Consider the following 24,012-nt stretch of genomic DNA (forward strand, 5'->3'; position numbering starts at 1 on the left):
GTCATTGTATGAACGTATTTTGAACCTAGAGCAATTATAAGGAGGTTCACTGGAAAAGACAAGCTGACAAAAAAGCATTTTCAGCCTGCCAATCCCTTTGATTATGCTTTTTTCAAGCCTACTAAACAGTCAAAAAGCGTACTTCCCATTCCATTATCAGAATTTGTATCATTTGTCAGTGCATTGACTGAACCTCCAAAAGCCTCCCACATGCCTTCATCTATATTAATCGTCTTCGCATGAGCCTGCTTCATCACTTTCACCGTTCCCTTCAAGCGTCCGCGGTCATTAAAGATGACAACCTCGTCTCCATCCTGAAGATCCTGCTCAGCCGCTATATCTGGAGAAATATCGACCTGAACGTGCTGAAGCTTTTCAATAAACGGCATATGCTGTGAATGGTTGGAACGCTGCGGATGAATGGACAACAGCGTATAAGGATACTTTCCAGCTAACGCCTCATTATGGAAAACAGATTCTTCGGGCACATTTAATTGAAGCAAGCCGCTAAACCCTTTTTGCTCAGCTAGTGACGAAGTAAATTCAAATTTCCCGCTCGGCGTCAAAAACTCATAGTCATCCCACGGAACTTGCTTGACCGGAAGAGGGAGGTGGCCTTTTTCTTTTAAACGCTCAAGTGTCACACCTTCTGCTTCCAATGAAGAAAGCCCCATCTCTAGAAATTCTTCAGTACTGTGCTCAAAAAGCTCGCCAAACCCAAGGCGTTTTGCAAGCTCTGACCAGATCCAGCTGTCCGACTTCGCTTCACCCTGGGGCTCCACAAGTTTTTTTCCGTACTGAACATAGTGGTGATACATACTGGAATAGTAGATATCCTCTTCTTCAAAAACAGTGGCAGTCGGCAAAACATAATCACACAGCTTTGCGGTATCTGTCATAATGGAATCAATGGCTACCGTCATTGGAACCTTTTCAAAAGCTTGTCTGACTTTGTTTGTATTCGGCACCTGAGTCAGCGGATTTCCGCACGTCACAATCATCATCTCAATCGCAGGATCAGCAGCGGTCAACACTTCTTCAGCCTGCGTCATCATTGAGAATGAACGTGATGCTGTTTTTAATTCCGGCAGCGTCAGCTTTGTTTTTGCAAAGCTCTCGCCAATCTGGACATTTCCGAAATTCGCGCCGCCGCCCTTAATTCCGACATTTCCGCTTGCCGCAACGAGTGCATCAATCCAGCGAATCGTTCCGCCGCCGTTTTTATATCGCTGCATGCCTAGCCCCATAAAAGTAGACACCGGACCATCAGCATACAAACCGGCCAAATACTCCAGCTCCTCCATAGAAGTTTCTGTTTTCACAATAAACTCTTCCAGAGAAACGGTTTTCAATAGCTCTTTCACATCATCAAAACCGACAGAGTGCTCAGAAATAAACGTTTCATCCGTTCTTCCCGTCTCAATCAGAACCTTCAAAACGGCTGCCGCAAGCCAGCCATCCATTCCCGGCTTAACAGAGATATAGCGGTCGGCAAGCTTAGCAGTCGGATTGAAGATCGGATCAATCACCGTAATCGTGGCGCCCTTCTTTTTCACCTGCTGCAAATGATGATATAAGTGCATATTTGTTCTGGATACATTTCTTCCCCACACAACAACATGCTTGCTGTTGTAAATATCAAGCGGGCCGTGCCCGTACGAACGGCCAAAATCCCAGCTTTGCGCCTCGATGCCGGAGCCCCAGCATATGCTTCCGACGATTTCAGTCACACCGCCATATCCATTAAAAAAACGCTGATCAAGCGCTTTTAATAAACCATTATTCGCATAATCATGGCTGTGCAAAACAGCAGTCGTCTCCGACGTTTCCTTGATCTCCCGAAGTTTGTCGGCAATTTCATCAAGTGCCTGCTCCCAGGAAATCCGTACAAACTCGCCATTTTGTTTTTTCATCGGATAGCGAAGCCGATCAGGCGAATTTGTTTTTGTCTCAAGCATTCTGCCGCGGCCGCAGATTTTGCCTTCCGTAATCGGATGGTTTGGATCCCCGTCCACTTTCGTTACCTTTCCGTCTTCAACAGTCACCAAAAAGCCGCAGCTGTCCCAACAATTCAGCGGACATGCCGACTGATGCACTTTGCTCATCGCCGTCTTCTCCTTACCTTCTATATGAAAAAGCATGAGTGTCGGCCTATTTATGAAGTAGGCTCCTCATGCTTGACTAGTACTTTTTTTAGTTTTCTTTCAAATTCTTTTCTCGGAATCATAACACTGTGAGAGCATCCCTCACACTTAATACGAATATCCATTCCCATGCGTATAATTTTCCAGCTGTTCGCTCCGCATGGATGCGGTTTTTTCATTTCTACGATATCATTCAGGCCAAAGTCTTTATCCGCCAAGACCCTTCACCTCTTTTCATAAACTGCTGTATCTATTGTACAAAAAAACTGATCATAAGAGCAATCAAGATACTTGAAAAGAAATACATCCTCTTATTTCCATTTACTTAAAATAGGATATAAGAGAAGACAAACTAACAAATACAAATTTAACATCCCGTATATCGGATACAAAAACGCGATCAAATCAGAAAATCCGAAAGAAGTAAAAGGTACCATTAACACTAACAAAATCAACACAATCAACCATCTCGGCATATGAACAAACCCCATCAGCCGGCTGGACAGCCCCAGCAATCCCGCTACCGTCGTCGTGTAAATGGCTAGACACAGCACCCCCGTCATACATAAAAAAAGGACATAAGGCGCACCCTCCAAAACGGCAAACAGCGGTATTTCAAACTGAGAAAGGGAGCCCGCCAGCTCCACTAACGTTTCATTATAAACAAATGAGATCACGCCAAAAATGAGACCGCTTGCCACACTTGCGATTTTCGCTTCTCCGAGTCCTTTCATCTCTTTCCCAACAGAGGATAAAATCGCAACAACTGAAAGGATGTTTAAAGAAGTAAACGTGATGCTCGCAGGCCAGTTATACTGCTGAGACAAATCAATCGTCCACGTATGGTGATGTGTGCTCTGAAAGGAGATCAGCGCATATAAAAGGCCCGCTACTAACACAGGAATCAAAATACTATTTATAGATAATATTCCTTTCACATCCCACAAAAACAAACACACTGTCACGATGCAAATCAGCGCGATTCCCCACCAGAAAGGAAGCTTGTACATCTGCAGGGTCACACCGCCTCCGGCAATCATCACCATAGTCGTCGAAAACAAATAAAAAATGATGAGAACATCATAAATTTTCGCCAGCCACGGCCCCATTAAATGCTCCAGAACCGGCAGAAAATGAGTGGATTGAACCTTAAAACTGATTTTCATCACAATATAAGACGAGAAAATGAACATGATTGTAAACAGCACAATAGCAAGTCCGCTTTCCGCCCCAAAAAACTGCCAAATCTCCTGACCGCTCGCATATCCGGCCCCGATCAGGCTCCCTAATATGAGCAGCATCCACTTCATTCCGGCTCTCCACAACATCATCACCTCATAGACAAAGATCAGCTTGTTTCCGTTATTGTTACTATATAAATAAAAGAAGGTAAAAATGCCATATTTTCATAGACATTTGAACACAAGCTGAAATTACCATCCGAAATACTCATAATAAAAGACTGCTGATGCAGGCAGTCTAAAAAAATATCATTTTGTCCGCGGAATGAAGGAATGAACCTCATTAACCATTCCTATCTATAAAGTGTTTTGTAAGCAGACCATAGCTTGATCATGATCGAGGCAATGGGGGACAATATTTGTAATTCACCCACTAACCATTCATATCATAACCTCTACTTTTTTAAAATCTCCGGTGTCATACACAAAGCATAAAAAACCGTACTGCTGGATATACTGTAAACAACCTTACATAACGAAACACACACCATAGCAATTCTGTTACCTACTATAACAAGGAAGTGAAACCTATGAATCGAAAAGGCGGGCTTTTTTCCTCTCAGGAACGAGTAAAACAATACGTTTCACATACAGATGCAGCTGCAGCAAAGCAAATCCAAACCATTCTTTCTTCATCCTTACGTAAAGCTGCCGGCAAACCAATTGTCGTGGTTTGTATCGGAACAGACCGTTCAACCGGTGATTCATTGGGCCCGCTCGTAGGAATGAAACTCAAGCAGATGCATCTCACCAGATTCCATGTCTACGGAACCTTATCTGACCCCGTCCACGCTGTGAACATGAAGGATAAAATCAGTGACATTCATAAATTACATAAAAATCCATTTGTTATAGCGGTCGATGCATGCTTAGGCCGCGTTAAGAGTGTGGGTTCATTTCAAATCGGAGACGGGCCATTAAAGCCAGGAGCCGGTGTGCAAAAAGACCTTCCTGAAGTGGGAGATCTTCATATTAACGGAATCGTGAATGTGAGCGGTTTCATGGAGTATTTTGTATTGCAAAACACAAGACTCAACTTGGTCATGAATATGGCCAATGTTCTCGCGGAAGGATTGAGTTTAACAGATCGGACAGAGTGGAGGCAAGAACGCCTGAACCCGCTGCAAAGGCTCACTGGGCGCATATAAAACAAAAACCATCTTCGTTTGAAAGATGGTTTTTTCATTTATGATTCTCGTTCAGACAAAAGCTCTAAAATCCGGTCAAGATCTTCATTGGAGAAAAATTCAATTTCGATTTTGCCTTTTTTCTTCTGTCTTTTAATATTAACTGTTGTTCCAAAATAATTTTGGAGATAGGATTCCCGTTCTTTTAGAACCGCGTCTTTCACAGGTTCTTTTTTCTTTGTTTCACGTGGAACATTCTGATTTAACTGCTGAATCAGCTGCTCAAGCTGGCGAACATTAAGCTGCTCCGCAATCACTTTTTGTACAAGCGGTTCAAGCTTATTTTTGTTTTTTAATCCAAGAAGCGTGCGTCCATGTCCCATAGAAAGCGTACCTTCAGCAATAAGCTGCTGAATATTTTCTGGCAGTGTCAGCAGTCTTAAATGATTCGCAATATGCGGTCTGCTTTTTCCAAGACGTTTGGCAAGCTGTTCTTGCGTGAGATCTAAGTGTTTCAGCAAAGAGTCATATGCCTGTGCCTCTTCAAGCGGGGATAAATCTTCGCGCTGAAGGTTTTCTAATAAAGCAATTTCCCTCATTAACGCCTCTGATAATTCACGGACAATCGCGGGAACTGTCTCTAAACCCGCCAGCTTCGCTGCCCGAAAACGCCGTTCCCCCGCAACAATATCATAGCCTTTTAAAGATTTCCTGACGATAAGCGGCTGAAGAATGCCATGCTGCAGCACTGATTCTTTAAGTTCAGCTAATGCCTCGTCATCAAAGTGTTTTCTTGGCTGATAAGGATTAGGGCGTAAATCGGCAATTTTAATTTCTTCAACTGTCTCTTCAGACAAATCGACCTGATTAAATAACGCATTAATCCCTTTTCCAAGGCCTTTAGCCATTCGCAGCCACTTCCTTTGCTAAATCTAAATATACTTCCGCACCTCTTGACCGCGGATCGTATAAAATGATGGGTTTTCCGTGACTCGGTGCCTCACTCAGACGGACATTACGCGGAATAACTGTCTTATATACTTTATCTCTAAAATACTTTTTAACCTCTTCAATCACTTGAATGCCAAGGTTTGTCCGAGCATCAAGCATTGTCAGCAATACACCTTCAATCATTAAATCCGTATTCAAATGCTTTTGCACAAGACGTACTGTATTTAATAACTGGCTGAGCCCCTCCAAGGCATAATATTCGCACTGTACAGGAATCACAACGGAATCCGAGGCAGTAAGGGCATTAATCGTCAGCAGCCCTAGTGATGGCGGACAATCAATGATAATGTAATCATAATTTTGCTTTACTGCTTCAAGTGCTCTCTTCAATCTCACTTCTCTTGAAATTGTAGGAACCAGCTCGATCTCAGCCCCGGCAAGCTGAATCGTCGCAGGGATCACGTCCAAGTTCTCGACTGTCGTTGCTTTAATAATATCTATAACATCTGCATCATCTACTAAAATATCGTACACACACTGCTCTACATCGGCTTTTTCAATCCCTAATCCGCTTGTCGCATTTCCCTGCGGATCAATATCTACCAGCAGAACCCTTTTCCCTATGTAAGCCAAACATGCCCCAAGGTTGACAGACGTCGTTGTTTTGCCGACCCCGCCTTTTTGGTTCGTAATTGCTATGATTTTTCCCACGATGTCACCTACTTTCACATGAACATGTACTATCTTGCTTCTATTCTATCAAAAAAAGATTAAAGCGTTTCATTTTTTTCATTATTTTGTTCCGAATCAGAAGGGAAATAATTGAAAATTCAAGCACGTTTTATGCTTTCTCTTATAAATTCTACAATTTCTATGTTTTTTTGACTTAAAAAAGGAATTTCTTAAAGAAAAAAAGAAGAAGTCACAGTAACAGAACGCGAAAACAGGACGGTGAGAGAATGGTTTATCAAACAAAGAGAGATGTACCCGTTACGCTGATGATTGTGTTTCTCATATTACTGATACAAGCAGATGCCATTGTTCCTTTTGTGCTGGGAAATATGAGAGTTTCGGGCTGGGTCATTTTTATTCTGCTGACTCTTTTAAACGGACTCATCATATGGAGCTTTATTGATTTGAAATATGTATTGAAGGAGCACCACCTGATCATTAAAGCCGGACTGATCAAACATCAAATTCCTTACGAAACAATCGATAAAGTGATCCAAAAAAAGAAGCTGTGGTCAGGTTTCCGTCTTATCGGCTCACGTCATGCCATCACGGTCTACTATCAGGGAGGATGGGGACATGCGGTGATTTCACCGCAAAATACTGAAGAATTTATCCACAAGCTCAAAGAAAAGAATTCTAATATAACAATTTTCACTAAAAGTAATTAATTGCCTTTTTCAATGAATATAAAAAGCTCTCCTGCTTTTCAGGAGAGCTTTTATTTTGGTATGCGAATCGTTAATTGAATATATTCTTCAAATTCTTCTTCTTCCGTATTCAATTTTACACCACTGTCCTCCACCATTGATAGTGACTGGCGAATCGTGTTCATCGCAATTCTTGTATCTCTGCTGAACGCTTTGCGTCTCGGCTTTGGCTTTCTCTGGCCTTGCTCCAGCATTTTCACCACGCGGTCTTCCGTCTGCTTTACATTTAAACTTTTCTCAATAATCTCTGTGAGCAGTGTGACTTGGAGCTCAGGCTGTTTCAGCGGAATCAGCGCTCTGGCATGACGCTCGGTGATTTTCTTCTCCATAATCGCGTCTTGGACTGGCTGAGGCAGCTTTAATAACCGGAGCTTATTTGCGATTGTAGACTGCCCTTTTCCTAAACGCTGTGCGAGTGCCTCCTGTGTTAAATCATGCAGCTCAAGCAGCCTAGCATAAGCATGGGCTTCCTCAATAGAAGACAATTCTTCCCGCTGCAAGTTTTCAATTAACGCCACAGAAGCGGTTTCCGTGTCGGAAAAATCCTTAATAATCGCCGGAATCTTTTCCCACTCAAGCGATTGCACCGCTCTCCAGCGTCTTTCACCTGCAATGAGTTCGTATTGGCCTTCTTCTGTATGCCTAACAACAATCGGCTGAATAATGCCGTGTGTATGAATGGTCATTGCTAACTCTTTGATTTTTTCATCTGAGAAAATGGTGCGTGGCTGAAAACGGTTGGGAACGATAGCATTTACCGGTATTTCCAGAATCTCTTCTTTGTTTGTATCATGTTCAGCAATCTCCGGCTCCTGTTCCTTCTCACCAAGCCCGAAGAAACGAGAGAATGAATGCTTCATGTACCTACACCACCTTTAAAAACTGCCATTTTTATAATTCTATTTTCTCATGGTTTTTCCTGCTATACATCCATCAATTTTGATGAAAATATGATGGTATTGTCATATCAGGCTGTCTAAATTACCCTTCAATTGGCGATTTATTAGGAGTTCCCGGTTTTCTTGGATACTTCTTAGGTGTATTTTTTATCTTGCGTATCACCATAATATTACGATCGCTTTCTTCAATAGGCAGCTTAAAGGAATGGACATTCTCAAGTTCTCCTCCAAGCGTCGTGATTGCTTTTTTGCCTGCATTCAGTTCTTCCTCAGCTGATGCTGCTTTTAAAGCAACAAATAAACCGTTTTTCTTCACCAGAGGCAAGCAAAGCTCACTCAAAACAGATAATCTTGCAACTGCTCGCGCCGTCACAATATCATAGCTTTCCCGCACGTCTTTCCGTTGTCCGAACGTTTCAGCTCTGTCATGGCAGAATGTTGTATTCTCCAATTGCAAAGCTTCAGATAACTTTTCTAAAAACGTAATCCGTTTGTTCAGTGAATCCACGATTGTGACATTGAGGTGCGGAAAACATATTTTTATCGGCAGACTTGGAAAACCCGCTCCCGCTCCGACATCACAAATCGTGTTCACTTGATTGAAGTCGACATAGAAAGCAGCTGTAATGGAGTCATAAAAATGCTTCAGATACACTTCTTTTTTCTCTGTAATTGAAGTCAGATTGATTTTTTCATTCCATTCAACCAGCATGTCGTAATACAGCTCAAATTGCTCCAGCTGACGGGGAGAAAGGGAGATCCCTTTTTCCGCCAAACCGGAAGTGAATTCTTCAATATTCATGCCGTCATCCTTTCTACTCGGCTATCTTCGCAATGCGTCCCTGCTCTAAATACACCAATAGAATTGAAATGTCCGCCGGGTTTACACCGGAAATGCGGGAAGCTTGGGCAACAGACAGAGGGCGCACATTTTTCAGCTTTTGACGTGCCTCAGTCGCGATCCCTTTGATTGCGTCATAATCAATTCGATCCGGAATTTTTTTATTTTCCATCTTCTTCAGTTTTTCCACTTGCTGAAGAGATTTTTCAATATATCCTTCATATTTCACTTGGATTTCCACTTGTTCTGCCACGTCTTGAGGAACCGGCACTTCTGGCGGCGCCAGTTTTGTGACTGTTTCATAGTTCATTTCAGGACGTTTCATCAAGTCTGTGCCGCGAACTCCATCTTTCAATTCACTTCCGCCAAGAGAACGGATATATTCTTGGTTTTCTGGAGACGGCTTGATAATTACAGAATACAGACGTTTTTTCTCCGCTTCGATCGCCGCTTTTTTCTTCTCAAAAGCTGCATACCGCTCATCAGAAATCAATCCAATGCGGTGCCCGATTTCTGTCAGGCGCAAATCAGCATTATCATGGCGAAGAAGCAATCTGTATTCAGCACGTGATGTCAAGAGACGATAAGGCTCATTAGTCCCTTTTGTTACAAGGTCATCAATCAGAACACCAATGTAGGCGTCAGAACGGCTTAGAATCACTTCTTCTTTTCCAAGCGCTTTTCGTCCTGCATTGATTCCCGCCATAATTCCTTGTCCCGCGGCTTCTTCATAACCGGATGTTCCGTTAATTTGGCCTGCAGTGTAAAGGTTGGTGATTTTTTTCGTTTCAAGTGTCGGCCAGAGCTGTGTCGGTACGATCGCATCATACTCGATCGCATAGCCGGCTCTCATCATTTGCACGTTTTCAAGTCCAGGAATCGTTGCAAGCATTCTTTGCTGTACGTCTTCTGGAAGACTAGTAGATAAACCTTGGACATAGACTTCCTGTGTATTTCTGCCTTCCGGCTCAAGGAAGATCTGGTGACGCGGTTTATCATTAAATCGTACAACTTTATCTTCAATGGACGGGCAATATCTTGGGCCAGTACCTTTGATCATACCGGAATACATCGGTGAACGGTGCAGGTTGCTGTCAATAATCTCATGTGTCTCAGGGCTTGTATATGTCAGCCAGCAAGGGAGCTGATCTGTGATATACTCCACTGTTTCATATGAGAAAGCGCGAGGCACTTCGTCACCAGGCTGAATTTCCGTTTTGCTGTAATCAATCGTGTCGCTTTTAACGCGAGGCGGCGTACCTGTTTTAAAACGAACAAGGTCAAAACCCAGTTCCTCCAAATGCTCAGAAAGCTTAATAGAAGGCTGCTGATTGTTTGGGCCGCTTGAGTAAGACAGATCGCCAAGAATGATTCGTCCTCTTAGATAGGTCCCTGTCGTCATGACAACTGCTTTCGCACGATAATGTGCGCCGGTTTGTGTAACCACACCTCGGCATTCGCCGTCTTCAACGATCAGCCGCTCCACAATTCCTTGCAGCAATGTTAAGTTTGGTTCTTTTTCAAGTGTATTTTTCATTTCGTGCTGATATTGGAATTTGTCTGCTTGTGCACGCAATGCACGAACCGCAGGACCTTTTCCTGTATTCAGCATTCTCATTTGAATATGCGTTTTATCGATGTTTCTTCCCATTTCTCCGCCAAGCGCGTCAATTTCACGGACGACAATCCCTTTTGCGGGGCCGCCGACAGACGGATTACATGGCATAAATGCAACCATATCTAGGTTGATGGTCAAGACAAGCGTTTTGGCGCCTTGACGTGCAGATGCGAGGGCAGCCTCAACACCGGCATGCCCGGCGCCAATCACAATCACATCGTATTGGCCTGCTTCATACCCCATGATTCTAGTTCCTCCTTTTATTATTTTCCTAAACAGAATTGTGAAAAGAGCTGATCAATTAAGCTTTCGTGGACAGAATCTCCGATGATTTCGCCCAAAAGCTCCCAGCATCTTGTAAGGTCGATTTGCACCATGTCGATCGGGACATCCTGTTCGATGCCGCTAAGCGCATCTTCAATGGCGCGTTTTGCTTGCTGTAAAATAGAGATGTGACGTGTGTTGCTGACATAAGTCAGATCCCCGCTTTCAATGGCTCCCGTATAGAACAGCGATTGAATCGCTTCTTCCAAATCATTGATGCCTTCCTCTTTTAAAAGGGATGTCGTAACAACTGGACGTCCATTGGCAAGTTCACGGACACGCTCAGTGTCAATCTTCGCCTCAAGGTCAGTCTTATTCAAAATCACGATAACGTCCATGCCCTCAACGGCTTCAAAAAGTTTTACATCTTCTTCAGAAAGCTCTTCACTATTATTAAGAACAAGTAAAATCAGGTCCGCTTCCTTCAGAACCTGGCGAGAACGTTCAACACCGATTCGCTCAACAATGTCCTCTGTTTCGCGAATACCTGCTGTATCAACCAGACGAAGCGGGACGCCTCTTACATTCACGTATTCCTCAATTACATCCCGTGTCGTTCCGGGAATATCGGTTACAATGGCTTTTGCCTCATGAACGAGACTGTTCAGAAGAGATGATTTTCCTACGTTCGGCCGGCCGATAATGACGGTAGAAAGACCTTCACGCAATATTTTTCCTTGCTCAGAAGTCCTCAACAGCGCCTCAATTTCCTTTTTCACGGCGGTTGCCTTTTCAACTAAAAGCTGATGCGTCATTTCCTCTACATCATCATACTCCGGATAATCGATATTCACCTCAACATGGGCCAGTGTTTCTAAAATCTCACTGCGTAAACGGCTCACCAAAGCAGAAAGACGCCCTTCCATTTGATTCATAGCAACGTTCATTGCCCGGTCCGTTTTCGCTCTGATTAAGTCCATAACCGCTTCCGCCTGTGAAAGATCGATTCGCCCGTTTAAAAACGCACGTTTCGTAAATTCGCCAGGCTCTGCCAGTCTCGCTCCCTCTCTCAATGCGAGCTGAAGCACTTGGTTCACAGTCACAATTCCCCCGTGACAGTTAATCTCGATAACATCTTCTCGTGTAAAAGTTCTCGGCGCTTTTAACACTGATACCATTACTTCTTCAACGACACGATCTGAAGGTCTGTCTACGATATGACCATAATGAATCGTATGTGATTCAACCGAGCCGAGTGTTTTCCCCTTCGGTCCTTTATAAATTTTATCTGCGATTTGAATGGCTTCTGGTCCGCTCAACCGTACAATCGCAATCGCGCCTTCTCCCATCGGTGTGGAAATTGCCGCAATTGTATCCATGCTGTTCACCTCTCTTTACTTATGTTTCATCTATATAAAAAAATTTTTATTATGCCAAAACTAAAAGATAACATAGTTTGGTTCGAAGTGGAAGATGTGTTATCCACAGAAATAGAAATTCATCCCTTATTACTTTAACTTATCCACATGTGAATAACAATTAATTTTATTTCCTGAACTTCCTTTTTATCAACAGGATACACCTAAAAAGAAAAAACTTAAACGGCAAAACCTTGATATTACTAGGAAAAGTAGATTTTTCGCATACAAAAAAACCGAAATCCGATTTTTACCGGACTTCGGTTTTATGCTATTTTTTATGGGAAATAACGAGATGGCGATTTTCGCCTTCACCCATTGAATATGTTTTGATCTGGTGGTTTGCATATCCAGAAAGAGTATCATGAATAACTTTTCTTTCACTGGATGGCATAGGCTCAAGCTGGATTGCTTTTTTCGTTTTCAAGACCTGGTCAGCAAGCCTGATGGCCAGCTGGCTCAGCGTTTCCTTTCTTTTCAAACGATAGTTTTCTGCATCCACCGTCACATTTTTATATTGACCTGGATAACGGTTAAGAACTAGCTGTGTCAATGTTTCAAGAGCATTTAAGGTTTGTCCTCTTTTCCCAATCAACAATGCCGTTTTTTCACCTGTTATATGGAATCTCACTGTCTTTTTGCTTTCTTGAACAGTCACATCAGACTTTCCGGCAATGGCTTCGGCGATCGTTTGAAGATAAGACTTCGCTTGCTGAATCGGATCAATCTTTTCAACTAGCTTGACGATCGCCGGCTTTTTACCGAAAATACCGAGAAACCCTTTGTGTCCCTCTTCAATAACAGTAATTTCTACTTTATTCCTCGTTAATCCCAGCTCTTGCAATCCGGACTGTACTGCTTCATCGACATTTCGCCCTGCAGCAGTCACATTCCTCACTTTTTCTTTCCTCCGGCTTTTTGCGGCTCAGGATTTTTTTTAATATCAGGCCCTTTAATGAGGAAAGTTTGCGCAATCATAAACAAGTTACCGACTACCCAATAAAGAGAAAGAGCCGCCGGGAAGTTGATCGCAAATACGATAATCATAATTGGCATAATCCAAAGCATCATCGCCATTTGCGGATTTTGCTGCGCATTGCCCGCCATCATCAGTTTTTGCTGAACAAATGTAGCGACACCGGCAACGATAGGAAGAATATAGAAAGGATCCTTTTCTCCTAAGTCAAACCATAAGAAGCTATGCTCTGAAATCGCCTGTGTTCTCATGATCGCATGATAGAATCCAATTAAAATCGGCATCTGGATCAAAATCGGGAAACATCCCGCCAATGGATTAACACCATGCTTTTGGAATAAAGCCATTGTTTCCTGCTGAAGCTTTTGCTGTGTTTTTTGATCCTTTGAGCTGTATTTTTCTTTCAGCTTTTGCATTTCCGGCTGTAAAGCCTGCATCGCTTTCGAACTTCTCAGCTGCTTAATCATCAGCGGTAAAATTAATAAACGAATTAAAATGGTAACTAGAATAATTGAAAGTCCGTAGTTATCTCCCGTCAATTTCGCTACATACGTAATGAGCTCAGACAATGGATATACTACGTACTTGTCCCAGAAATGCGGACTATCTGCAGTGATCGGCTCTTTCACACTCGAGCATCCAGCCAAAAGCATGAATACGCCAACCATACTTAATAGCAACCCTATTCTCCTTTTCAACAACATTTCCTCCTATAATTAATCTTTACACTCTTTTATTGCAAAGCATACTTGTATGTATTTTAGCATCTTTCAGTTTTAAATGGTGTCTTTTTCTGATCAACCAGAAAGGAAGCGCTTTTAAAAGTTGTAAGAAAGCAGTGGTGATGCCTACTTTGACGAAGATTTCTTATATAATGAAGACTTTCTGAATAGATGCTGCAGACTTTTTTTCGTTTCCTCATATGTCAGCTGGCTCGCCGGTTTTCTGGCAATAATGATATAGTCCTTTTCCTTCAGTCTCTCTTTCTCTTCAAGAAAGGCCTGCCGAATCAATCGTTTGATCCGATTTCGCATCACAGCATTGCCAATTTTTTTGCTGACGGAAAGCCCGACACGCAGCTCATCATTTTCAGGCTGATCAAGCGTATATAAGACAAACTGGCGGTTTGCAACTGATGTCCCATGTTTAAACACTTTTTGAAAATCTTCATTTTTCTTTAAACGATTTCGCTTCTTCAAATGACTCACTCCGATACTGGCTGGCAGAAACTTTTAAATTTTATTATGAAAATGAGATGCATTTGAACCAGGGAGCATGCCCCGGTTCATTACGCATCACATCTATCTTTTCCCATAACGTGAAAAAAGACCACTGACATTATTCAGTGGCCTAAGCTGATAATACTTTTCTGCCTTTGCGGCGACGGCGTGCTAAAACTAGACGACCGTTTTTTGAACTCATACGGCTTCTGAAGCCATGAACTTTGCTGCGTTTACGGTTATTCGGTTGGAATGTTCTTTTCATTTATGACACCTCCCTCGAGGAATAGCTGTTAAAGACAGTCTTACTTATTATATTTGCGTTACCTATTCATTGTCAACTTTACTAGTGCTTTTATTTCTTGCAACCATAATAGGATACCATACCTTTTCAACTTTCGAAACCTTATTTTTTAGATTCCTTAATTTAACGAAAAAAAGACAGATCCAAACAATTTGCCCCTAAAAACACGCGTGTGGATATCTTTTTCGACTTTTTTTAATATCCACAAAGGTTATCGACAACATTTTCACATTACCAACCCCTGTGGACAATAATTTTTCAACAGGTTGTCCGCTTTGTGGATAAGATTGTGACAACCATTGCAAGCTCTCGTTTATTTTGGTATTATATTTGTGTTTTAACTCTTGATTACTAATCTTACCTTTCCTCTTTATCCACAAAGTGTGGATAAGTTGTGGATTGATTTCACACAGCTTGTGTAGAAGGTTGTCCACAAGTTGTGAAATTTGTCGAAAAGCTATTTATCTACTATATTATATGTTTTCAACATTTAATGTGTACGAATGGTAAGCGCCATTTGCTCTTTTTTTGTGTTCTATAACAGAGAAAGATGCCATTTTCTATGAAAAGGAGGGACGTGCCGGAAGATGGAAAATATATTAGACCTGTGGAACCAAGCCCTTGCTCAAATCGAAAAAAAGTTGAGCAAACCGAGTTTTGAGACTTGGATGAAGTCAACCAAAGCCCACTCACTGCAAGGAGATACCTTAACGATCACGGCTCCCAATGAATTTGCCAGAGACTGGCTGGAGTCCAGATACTTGCATCTGATTGCAGATACTATATATGAATTAACCGGGGAAGAATTGAGCATTAAGTTTGTCATTCCTCAAAATCAAGATGTTGAGGACTTTATGCCGAAACCGCAAGTCAAAAAGGCGGTCAAAGAAGATACATCTGATTTTCCTCAAAATATGCTCAATCCAAAATATACTTTTGATACTTTTGTCATCGGATCTGGAAACCGATTTGCACACGCAGCTTCCCTTGCAGTAGCGGAAGCACCCGCGAAAGCTTACAACCCTTTATTTATCTATGGGGGCGTCGGCTTAGGGAAAACACACTTAATGCATGCGATCGGCCATTATGTAATAGATCATAATCCTTCTGCCAAAGTGGTTTATCTGTCTTCTGAGAAATTTACAAACGAATTCATCAACTCTATCCGAGATAATAAAGCCGTCGACTTCCGCAATCGCTATCGAAATGTTGATGTGCTTTTGATAGATGATATTCAATTTTTAGCGGGGAAAGAACAAACCCAGGAAGAATTTTTCCATACATTTAACACATTGCACGAAGAAAGCAAACAAATCGTCATTTCAAGTGACCGGCCTCCAAAGGAAATTCCGACACTTGAGGACAGATTGCGCTCACGTTTTGAATGGGGCCTGATTACAGATATCACGCCGCCTGATCTGGAAACGAGAATTGCGATTTTAAGAAAAAAGGCCAAAGCAGAGGGCCTCGATATTCCAAACGAGGTTATGCTTTACATCGCGAATCAAATCGACAGCAATATTCGGGAGCTGGAAGGCGCATTAATCAGAGTTGTTGCTTACTCATCTTTAATTAATAAAGATATTAATGCTGATCTGGCCGCTGAGGCGCTGAAAGATATTATTCCTTCATCAAAACCGAAAGTCATTACGATAAAAGAAATTCAGAGGGTAGTAGGCCAGCAATTTAATATTAAACTCGAGGATTTCAAAGCAAAAAAACGGACAAAGTCAGTAGCTTTTCCGCGTCAAATCGCCATGTACTTATCAAGGGAAATGACTGATTCCTCTCTTCCTAAAATCGGCGAAGAGTTTGGAGGACGGGATCATACAACCGTTATTCATGCGCATGAAAAAATTTCAAAACTGCTGGCAGATGACGAACAGCTTCAGCAGCATGTAAAAGAAATTAAAGAACAGCTTAAATAGCAGGACCGGGGATTAATCGGGGAAAGTGTGAATAACTTTTCGGAAGTCATACACAGTCTGTCCACATGTGGATAGGCTGTGTTTCCTGTCTTTTTCACAACTTATCCACAAATCCACAGGCCCTACTATTACTTCTACTATTTTTTAAAAATATATATATTAATACATTATCCGTTAGGAGGATAAAAATGAAATTCACGATTCAAAAAGATCGTCTTGTTGAAAGTGTCCAAGATGTATTAAAAGCAGTTTCATCCAGAACTACGATTCCCATTCTGACTGGTATTAAAATTGTTGCATCAGATGATGGCGTATCCTTTACAGGAAGTGATTCAGATATTTCTATTGAATCCTTCATTCCAAAAGAAGAAGGAGATAAAGAAATCGTCACTATCGAACAGCCCGGAAGCATCGTTTTACAGGCCCGCTTCTTTAGCGAAATTGTAAAAAAACTGCCGATGGCAACTGTCGAAATCGAAGTGCAAAATCAGTATTTGACGATTATTCGTTCTGGTAAAGCTGAATTTAATCTAAACGGACTGGATGCTGATGAGTATCCTCACTTGCCGCAGATTGAAGAACATCATGCGATTCAGATTCCAACTGATTTATTAAAAAATTTAATCAGACAAACAGTATTCGCAGTGTCCACCTCAGAAACACGCCCTATCTTGACAGGTGTAAACTGGAAAGTGGAACGAAGTGAATTATTATGCACTGCAACGGATAGTCATCGTCTTGCTTTAAGAAAAGCGAAACTTGATATTCCAGAAGACAGATCTTATAACGTCGTGATTCCAGGAAAAAGTTTAACTGAACTCAGCAAGATTTTGGATGACAATCAGGAACTCGTAGATATCGTAATCACAGAAACTCAAGTTCTGTTTAAAGCGAAAAACGTTTTATTTTTCTCACGGCTTCTGGACGGAAATTATCCAGACACAACCAGTCTGATTCCGCAAGACAGCAAAACAGAAATCATTGTAAACACAAAAGAATTCCTTCAGGCCATTGATCGTGCATCTCTTTTAGCCAGAGAGGGACGCAACAACGTGGTGAAGCTGTCCGCAAAACCAGCTGAATCCATTGAAATTTCTTCTAACTCCCCTGAAATCGGTAAAGTTGTGGAAGCAATTGTTGCGGATCAAATTGAGGGTGAGGAATTAAATATCTCTTTTAGTCCAAAATATATGCTGGATGCACTAAAGGTGCTTGAAGGAGCAGAAATACGCGTAAGCTTTACAGGTGCAATGAGACCTTTCTTAATTCGCACGCCGAATGATGAAACGATTGTACAGCTTATCCTTCCTGTCAGAACCTATTAATCCGATACACTGCTGCCGACCCGTCGGCAGCTTTTCTATTCGGCAACTGCTCCGACAAGTTTTCCCTTTCCCTAATTCGTTTTTTTTTAGTACAATTAGATATTAGTGATATTTGAAAGAGGTCGATATAATGGCAAATCCGATTTCAATTGATACAGAGATGATTACACTCGGACAATTCTTAAAATTAGCCGATGTGATTCAGTCTGGCGGTATGGCGAAGTGGTTTTTAAGCGAGCATGAAGTGCTTGTGAACGATGAGCCGGACAACCGCCGAGGCAGAAAGCTGTATGTTGGAGATGTGGTAGAGATTGAAGGATTTGGTTCATTTCAAGTCGTCAATTAAAGCGGGTGACACTGATTGTATATCCAGAACTTAGAACTGACATCTTACCGCAACTACGACCATGCTGAACTTCAATTTGAAAATAAAGTAAATGTGATCATCGGTGAAAACGCCCAGGGGAAGACAAACCTCATGGAGGCGATCTATGTCTTGTCTATGGCGAAATCGCACAGGACATCAAATGACAAAGAACTTATACGGTGGGACAAAGACTATGCTAAAATAGAGGGAAGAGTGATGAAGCAAAACGGGGCGATCCCGATGCAGCTCGTCATCTCCAAAAAAGGTAAAAAGGGCAAGGTCAATCATATTGAACAGCAAAAGCTCAGCCAGTATGTCGGGGCCCTCAACACCATTATGTTTGCGCCGGAAGATTTAAATCTTGTAAAGGGAAGCCCTCAAGTGAGAAGGCGGTTTCTTGACATGGAAATCGGACAGGTTTCTCCCGTCTACCTTCATGACCTTTCTCTTTACCAGAAAATCCTTTCCCAGCGGAATCATTTTTTAAAACAGCTGCAAACAAGAAAACAAACAGACCGGACGATGCTCGATGTTTTGACCGATCAGCTTGTGGAAGTTGCAGCAAAAGTCGTCGTAAAACGCCTGCAGTTTACAGCACAGCTCGAAAAATGGGCGCAGCCCGTCCATGCAGGCATCTCAAGAGGGCTTGAAGAACTGACCTTGAAGTACCATACAGCTCTTGATGTATCAGATCCCGTAGACTTGTCGAAAATAGGAGATAGCTATCAAGAAGCGTTTTCTAAATTAAGAGAAAAAGAAATCGAGCGCGGTGTTACTTTGTCAGGGCCTCATCGTGACGATGTCCTTTTCTATGTGAACGGACGCGATGTGCAGACGTATGGTTCTCAAGGACAGCAGCGAACGACGGCGTTGTCCCTTAAGCTGGCGGAGATTGACCTGATCCATGAAGAAATCGGAGAATATCCCATTTTACTATTGGATGATGTACTGAGTGAACTGGATGATTATCGCCAGTCACACTTGCTTCATACGATCCAAGGCCGTGTACAAACGTTTGTCACAACGACAAGCGTTGATGGCATTGATCACGAAACCTTACGTCAAGCAGGAATGTTCCGTGTGCAAAATGGTGCGTTAGTGAAGTGAAGAAATGAGGTGAGCAATTGTATATTCATTTAGGTGATGACTTTGTGGTTTCAACACGAGATATTGTCGGCATTTTTGACTTTAAAGCCAACATGTCGCCTATTGTTGAAGAATTTCTGAAAAAACAGAAACACAAGGTGGTGCCTTCCGTAAACGGCACGCCCAAATCTATCGTAGTCACGGTTCAGAATATATATTACTCTCCCTTATCTTCCAGCACATTAAAAAAACGTGCGCAATTTATGTTTGAAATAGATTCTTAGAAATTTTTATCACGAATATATCGTTTAGAAAAGTGTAGGTGAATGACGTGGCTATGGAACAGCAGCAAAACAGTTATGATGAAAATCAGATACAGGTACTAGAAGGATTGGAAGCTGTTCGTAAAAGACCGGGGATGTATATCGGCTCGACAAACAGCAAAGGCCTTCACCACCTGGTATGGGAAATTGTCGACAATAGTATTGACGAAGCCCTCGCCGGTTATTGTAAAGATATCAATATTCAAATCGAAAAAGACAACAGTATCACGGTTGTAGATAATGGCCGCGGTATTCCAGTCGGTATTCATGAAAAAATGGGCCGTCCTGCGGTAGAAGTCATTATGACGGTGCTTCATGCCGGAGGAAAATTTGACGGAAGCGGCTATAAAGTATCCGGTGGATTACACGGTGTAGGTGCGTCGGTCGTGAACGCACTATCAACAGAGCTTGATGTGACGGTTCACCGTGACGGTAAAATTCATCGCCAAACCTATAAACGCGGAGTTCCGGTTTCAGACCTTGAAATCATTGGCGAAACGGATCATACAGGAACGACGACACATTTTGTCCCGGATCCTGAAATTTTCACAGAAACAACTGAGTATGATTATGATCTGCTTGCCAACCGCGTGCGTGAATTAGCCTTTTTGACAAAGGGCGTAAACATCACGATCGAAGATAAACGTGAAGGGCAAGAGCGTAAAAACGAGTACCATTACGAAGGCGGAATTAAAAGTTATGTAGAGTATTTAAACCGTTCTAAAGAAGTTGTCCATGAAGAGCCGATTTACATTGAAGGCGAAAAGGACGGCATTACGGTTGAAGTGGCTTTACAATACAATGACAGCTACACAAGCAACATTTACTCGTTTACAAACAACATTAACACGTACGAAGGCGGTACCCATGAAGCTGGCTTCAAAACGGGCCTGACTCGTGTTATCAACGACTATGCCAGAAAAAAAGGGCTTATTAAAGAAAATGACCCCAACCTAAGCGGAGATGATGTAAGAGAAGGGCTGACCGCGATTATTTCAATCAAACACCCTGATCCGCAGTTTGAGGGCCAAACGAAAACAAAGCTAGGCAACTCAGAAGCTCGGACCATCACCGATACGTTATTTTCTGCGGCAATGGAAACATTTATGCTGGAAAATCCAGATGCGGCCAAAAAAATTGTCGATAAAGGTTTAATGGCGGCAAGAGCTAGAATGGCTGCGAAAAAAGCGCGTGAACTTACACGCCGCAAGAGCGCTTTGGAAATTTCAAACCTTCCCGGTAAACTAGCGGACTGCTCTTCAAAAGATCCGAGCATTTCCGAGTTATATATCGTAGAGGGTGACTCTGCCGGTGGATCTGCTAAACAAGGACGGGACAGACATTTCCAAGCTATTTTGCCGCTTAGAGGTAAAATCTTGAACGTTGAAAAAGCAAGACTGGACAAGATCCTTTCTAACAACGAAGTTCGCTCTATGATTACAGCACTTGGCACAGGTATTGGGGAAGATTTCAACCTAGAGAAAGCCCGTTACCATAAAGTTGTCATTATGACAGATGCCGATGTTGACGGCGCGCACATCAGAACCCTGCTGTTAACGTTCTTTTACAGATATATGCGCCAAATCATCGAAAATGGCTATGTGTACATTGCACAGCCGCCGCTCTACAAGGTTCAACAGGGGAAACGTGTCGAATATGCGTACAATGACAAGGAGCTTGAAGACTTGTTAAAAACGCTTCCTCAAACACCTAAGCCTGGATTGCAGCGTTACAAAGGTCTTGGTGAAATGAATGCCACCCAGCTATGGGAGACAACCATGGATCCTAGCTCTAGAACGCTGCTTCAGGTAACTCTTGAAGATGCAATGGATGCGGATGAGACATTCGAAATGCTGATGGGCGACAAAGTAGAACCGCGCCGAAACTTCATAGAAGCAAATGCGAGATACGTTAAAAATCTTGACATCTAATCATAAAAAGCCTTATTTCCAATAAGAAATAAGGCTTTTTTCTAAACAAGATCAGATGCAGCAATGCTTGCAATACCTATATATTCTAGCAATTTAATGTGTATAATCATAAGTTTATTGATATAATGGAGAATAGTGAAATCGTATTGAAGGTCATAATGGACAATCTACTCCCACATATTTCATGTGATACTTCAGGGAGGTTTTTTAATGAGTGAACAAAACACACCACAAGTTCGTGAAATAAATATCAGTCAGGAAATGCGTACGTCCTTCTTGGATTATGCAATGAGCGTTATCGTGTCCCGTGCTCTTCCAGATGTTCGTGACGGCTTAAAGCCGGTTCATAGACGGATTTTATATGCAATGAATGATTTGGGCATGACCAGTGACAAGCCTTATAAAAAATCCGCGCGTATCGTTGGAGAGGTTATCGGGAAATACCATCCGCACGGTGATTCAGCGGTATATGAATCCATGGTCAGAATGGCTCAGGATTTCAACTACCGTTATATGCTCGTTGACGGTCACGGAAACTTCGGTTCTGTTGACGGAGACTCAGCGGCTGCCATGCGTTATACAGAAGCAAGAATGTCTAAAATCTCGATGGAAATTCTTCGAGACATCACAAAAGACACAATCGATTATCAGGATAACTATGACGGTTCAGAAAGAGAACCTGTCGTTATGCCTTCGAGGTTCCCAAATCTGCTCGTGAACGGTGCTGCGGGCATTGCGGTAGGTATGGCAACAAACATTCCTCCGCACCAGCTGGGAGAAATCATTGACGGTGTACTTGCTGTCAGTGAGAATCCGGACATTACAATTCCAGAGCTTATGGAAGTCATTCCAGGTCCTGATTTCCCGACTGCGGGTCAAATCTTGGGCCGAAGCGGTATACGGAAAGCATACGAATCTGGCCGAGGCTCTATTACAATTCGGGCAAAAGCTGAGATCGAACAAACATCTTCAGGTAAAGAAAGAATTATTGTTACAGAGTTGCCTTACCAAGTAAATAAGGCGAAACTAATCGAGAAAATTGCTGATCTCGTTAGGGATAAAAAGATAGAGGGCATTACAGATCTGCGTGATGAGTCAGATCGTACAGGTATGAGAATTGTCATTGAAATTAGACGTGATGCTAATGCAAATGTCATTCTAAACAATCTGTACAAACAAACTGCTCTACAGACATCTTTTGGTATCAACTTGCTTGCACTTGTTGATGGTCAGCCGAAAGTTTTAACTCTTAAGCAATGCCTGGAGCATTACCTTGACCACCAAAAAGTCGTAATTAGACGCCGTACTGCCTATGAATTGCGTAAAGCGGAAGCGAGGGCTCACATCCTTGAAGGCTTGAGAGTTGCTCTGGATCATCTCGATGCAGTTATTTCCCTTATCCGTAATTCTCAAACGGCTGAAATTGCGAGAACAGGTTTAATTGAACAATTCTCACTGACAGAGAAGCAAGCACAAGCGATCCTTGATATGAGGCTCCAGCGTTTAACAGGACTGGAACGTGAAAAGATCGAAGAAGAATACCAATCTCTTGTTAAATTAATTGCAGAGCTAAAAGACATCTTGGCAAATGAATATAAAGTGCTTGAGATTATTCGTGAAGAACTCACGGAAATCAAAGAGCGTTTTAACGATGAAAGACGTACTGAGATCGTCACTTCTGGACTAGAGACAATTGAAGATGAAGATCTCATTGAGAGAGAAAATATCGTCGTCACTCTGACACACAACGGGTACATCAAACGTCTTCCTGCATCAACTTATCGCAGTCAAAAACGAGGCGGTAAAGGTGTACAAGGAATGGGAACAAACGAAGATGATTTCGTTGAGCATTTGATCTCTACGTCAACTCATGACACGATTCTCTTCTTCTCAAACAAGGGGAAAGTGTATCGTGCAAAAGGGTATGAAATCCCTGAATACGGCAGAACGGCAAAAGGAATCCCGATTATTAACCTGCTGGAAGTAGAAAAGGGTGAGTGGATCAACGCGATTATTCCAGTCACGGAATTCAATGCGGAGCTTTACCTTTTCTTCACAACAAAGCACGGGGTTTCAAAACGAACTTCGCTGTCTCAATTCGCTAATATCCGCAACAATGGCCTAATCGCTTTGAGTCTTCGTGAGGATGATGAACTGATGGGTGTACGTCTGACTGATGGTACAAAACAAATCATCATCGGAACGAAAAACGGTTTACTGATCCGTTTCCCTGAAACAGATGTCCGGGAGATGGGAAGAACTGCGGCAGGCGTAAAAGGCATCACCCTGACAGATGACGACGTTGTTGTCGGCATGGAGATATTAGAGGAAGAGTCACACGTCCTTATCGTAACTGAAAAAGGATACGGAAAACGGACTCCGGCTGAAGAGTACAGAACCCAAAGCCGGGGCGGAAAAGGGCTCAAAACAGCAAAAATCACCGAGAACAACGGCCAACTAGTAGCAGTGAAAGCTACTAAAGGTGAAGAGGATCTAATGATTATTACAGCGAGCGGCGTACTCATTAGAATGGACATCAGTGATATCTCAATCACCGGACGTGTCACTCAAGGTGTGCGTCTCATCAGAATGGCAGAAGAAGAACATGTT

General features: G+C 42.4%; 22 protein-coding genes (1 of these 22 only partly in view). 9 read left to right on the forward strand and 13 right to left on the reverse strand.

What is annotated here, in order from left to right; genetic code table 11:
• Positions 1-101 precede the first annotated feature (101 nt).
• The 3 genes from CDO84_RS20200 to CDO84_RS20210 all read right to left on the reverse strand — a co-directional run bounded on the left by CDO84_RS20200 (position 102) and on the right by CDO84_RS20210 (position 3,472).
• Positions 102-2,105 (reverse strand): molybdopterin-dependent oxidoreductase, encoded by a 2,004-nt coding sequence (locus CDO84_RS20200; RefSeq protein WP_040081128.1) that lies wholly within the window; start codon positions 2,103-2,105, stop codon positions 102-104.
• A 50-nt stretch (positions 2,106-2,155) separates the two neighbouring features.
• Complete coding sequence (locus CDO84_RS20205; RefSeq protein ID WP_003219236.1) at positions 2,156-2,362, reverse strand: DUF951 domain-containing protein; 207 nt, start codon at positions 2,360-2,362, stop codon at positions 2,156-2,158.
• Between the two features lie 93 nt (positions 2,363-2,455).
• The gene (locus tag CDO84_RS20210; protein ID WP_040081127.1) at positions 2,456-3,472 is read right to left on the reverse strand and encodes a YkvI family membrane protein; all 1,017 of its coding nucleotides are present in this window, start codon (positions 3,470-3,472) and stop codon (positions 2,456-2,458) included.
• Between the two features lie 443 nt (positions 3,473-3,915).
• On the opposite strand from CDO84_RS20210, the gene yyaC reads away from it, so the two are divergent.
• A complete protein-coding gene (gene yyaC / locus CDO84_RS20215) occupies positions 3,916-4,533 on the forward strand; it encodes a spore protease YyaC (protein WP_040081124.1) in 618 nt (205 codons plus the stop codon).
• A 38-nt stretch (positions 4,534-4,571) separates the two neighbouring features.
• Here the strand turns inward: yyaC and spo0J are convergent, their stop codons facing one another.
• Positions 4,572-5,420, reverse strand: coding sequence for a stage 0 sporulation protein Spo0J (gene spo0J, locus CDO84_RS20220; protein WP_040081123.1), 849 nt, complete (start codon positions 5,418-5,420; stop codon positions 4,572-4,574).
• Positions 5,413-6,174, reverse strand: a complete 762-nt coding sequence (gene soj / locus CDO84_RS20225; RefSeq protein WP_003219244.1) for a sporulation initiation inhibitor protein Soj — start codon at positions 6,172-6,174, stop codon at positions 5,413-5,415. The genes spo0J and soj overlap by 8 nt, the downstream gene beginning before the upstream one ends.
• A gap of 248 nt (positions 6,175-6,422) precedes the next feature.
• Here soj and CDO84_RS20230 point away from each other — a divergent pair, with 248 nt between their 5' ends.
• Entirely contained in the window at positions 6,423-6,863 is a 441-nt protein-coding gene (locus tag CDO84_RS20230) for a PH domain-containing protein (RefSeq protein WP_014666146.1), read from the forward strand.
• A gap of 50 nt (positions 6,864-6,913) precedes the next feature.
• Here CDO84_RS20230 and noc read toward each other — a convergent pair whose 3' ends face one another.
• From noc to rpmH, 8 genes are all read right to left on the reverse strand, one after another.
• Positions 6,914-7,762 carry a nucleoid occlusion protein gene (gene noc, locus CDO84_RS20235; RefSeq protein WP_040081122.1) on the reverse strand — a complete coding sequence of 283 codons (849 nt, stop codon included), beginning with the start codon at positions 7,760-7,762 and terminating at the stop codon, positions 6,914-6,916.
• A 121-nt stretch (positions 7,763-7,883) separates the two neighbouring features.
• Positions 7,884-8,603: a 16S rRNA (guanine(527)-N(7))-methyltransferase RsmG gene (gene rsmG, locus CDO84_RS20240; RefSeq protein ID WP_014666148.1), complete on the reverse strand. Its 720-nt coding sequence runs from the start codon at positions 8,601-8,603 to the stop codon at positions 7,884-7,886.
• Positions 8,604-8,616: 13 nt separating this feature from the next.
• Entirely contained in the window at positions 8,617-10,503 is a 1,887-nt protein-coding gene (mnmG, locus tag CDO84_RS20245; RefSeq protein ID WP_040081120.1) for a tRNA uridine-5-carboxymethylaminomethyl(34) synthesis enzyme MnmG, read from the reverse strand.
• Positions 10,504-10,523: 20 nt separating this feature from the next.
• Positions 10,524-11,903 carry a tRNA uridine-5-carboxymethylaminomethyl(34) synthesis GTPase MnmE gene (mnmE, locus tag CDO84_RS20250; RefSeq protein ID WP_040081118.1) on the reverse strand — a complete coding sequence of 460 codons (1,380 nt, stop codon included), beginning with the start codon at positions 11,901-11,903 and terminating at the stop codon, positions 10,524-10,526.
• A 310-nt stretch (positions 11,904-12,213) separates the two neighbouring features.
• Positions 12,214-12,840 carry an RNA-binding cell elongation regulator Jag/EloR gene (gene jag, locus CDO84_RS20255; RefSeq protein WP_040081117.1) on the reverse strand — a complete coding sequence of 209 codons (627 nt, stop codon included), beginning with the start codon at positions 12,838-12,840 and terminating at the stop codon, positions 12,214-12,216.
• On the reverse strand, positions 12,837-13,622 hold the full coding sequence (gene spoIIIJ, locus CDO84_RS20260) for a YidC family membrane integrase SpoIIIJ (RefSeq protein WP_050982297.1): 786 nt from the start codon (positions 13,620-13,622) through the stop codon (positions 12,837-12,839). The genes jag and spoIIIJ overlap by 4 nt, the downstream gene beginning before the upstream one ends.
• A gap of 144 nt (positions 13,623-13,766) precedes the next feature.
• Positions 13,767-14,117 carry a ribonuclease P protein component gene (gene rnpA / locus CDO84_RS20265; protein ID WP_003242628.1) on the reverse strand — a complete coding sequence of 117 codons (351 nt, stop codon included), beginning with the start codon at positions 14,115-14,117 and terminating at the stop codon, positions 13,767-13,769.
• Positions 14,118-14,268: 151 nt separating this feature from the next.
• Complete coding sequence (rpmH, locus tag CDO84_RS20270) at positions 14,269-14,403, reverse strand: 50S ribosomal protein L34 (RefSeq protein WP_003178075.1); 135 nt, start codon at positions 14,401-14,403, stop codon at positions 14,269-14,271.
• Between the two features lie 626 nt (positions 14,404-15,029).
• On the opposite strand from rpmH, the gene dnaA reads away from it, so the two are divergent.
• The 7 genes from dnaA to gyrA all read left to right on the forward strand — a co-directional run.
• Positions 15,030-16,370 (forward strand): chromosomal replication initiator protein DnaA, encoded by a 1,341-nt coding sequence (gene dnaA / locus CDO84_RS20275; protein WP_003242674.1) that lies wholly within the window; start codon positions 15,030-15,032, stop codon positions 16,368-16,370.
• Positions 16,371-16,558: 188 nt separating this feature from the next.
• Complete coding sequence (dnaN, locus tag CDO84_RS20280) at positions 16,559-17,695, forward strand: DNA polymerase III subunit beta (RefSeq protein ID WP_040081113.1); 1,137 nt, start codon at positions 16,559-16,561, stop codon at positions 17,693-17,695.
• Between the two features lie 130 nt (positions 17,696-17,825).
• A complete protein-coding gene (gene rlbA, locus CDO84_RS20285) occupies positions 17,826-18,041 on the forward strand; it encodes a ribosome maturation protein RlbA (RefSeq protein WP_003226810.1) in 216 nt (71 codons plus the stop codon).
• Positions 18,042-18,056: 15 nt separating this feature from the next.
• Positions 18,057-19,169 carry a DNA replication/repair protein RecF gene (recF, locus tag CDO84_RS20290; protein WP_040081112.1) on the forward strand — a complete coding sequence of 371 codons (1,113 nt, stop codon included), beginning with the start codon at positions 18,057-18,059 and terminating at the stop codon, positions 19,167-19,169.
• Positions 19,170-19,186: 17 nt separating this feature from the next.
• Positions 19,187-19,432 (forward strand): extracellular matrix regulator RemB, encoded by a 246-nt coding sequence (gene remB / locus CDO84_RS20295; protein WP_003219266.1) that lies wholly within the window; start codon positions 19,187-19,189, stop codon positions 19,430-19,432.
• A 53-nt stretch (positions 19,433-19,485) separates the two neighbouring features.
• Entirely contained in the window at positions 19,486-21,402 is a 1,917-nt protein-coding gene (gene gyrB, locus CDO84_RS20300; protein ID WP_014662457.1) for a DNA topoisomerase (ATP-hydrolyzing) subunit B, read from the forward strand.
• 210 nt (positions 21,403-21,612) lie between these two features.
• Positions 21,613-24,012, forward strand: the 5' portion of a protein-coding gene (gene gyrA / locus CDO84_RS20305; RefSeq protein WP_014662458.1) for a DNA topoisomerase (ATP-hydrolyzing) subunit A. It continues 66 nt past the right edge of the window; only the first 2,400 of its 2,466 coding nucleotides appear in the window; it begins with the start codon at positions 21,613-21,615; its stop codon lies beyond the right edge, outside the window.

It is taken from the genome of Bacillus sp. MD-5 (genome assembly GCF_002201875.1).
Taxonomy (GTDB): Bacteria; Bacillota; Bacilli; order Bacillales; family Bacillaceae; genus Bacillus; species Bacillus stercoris.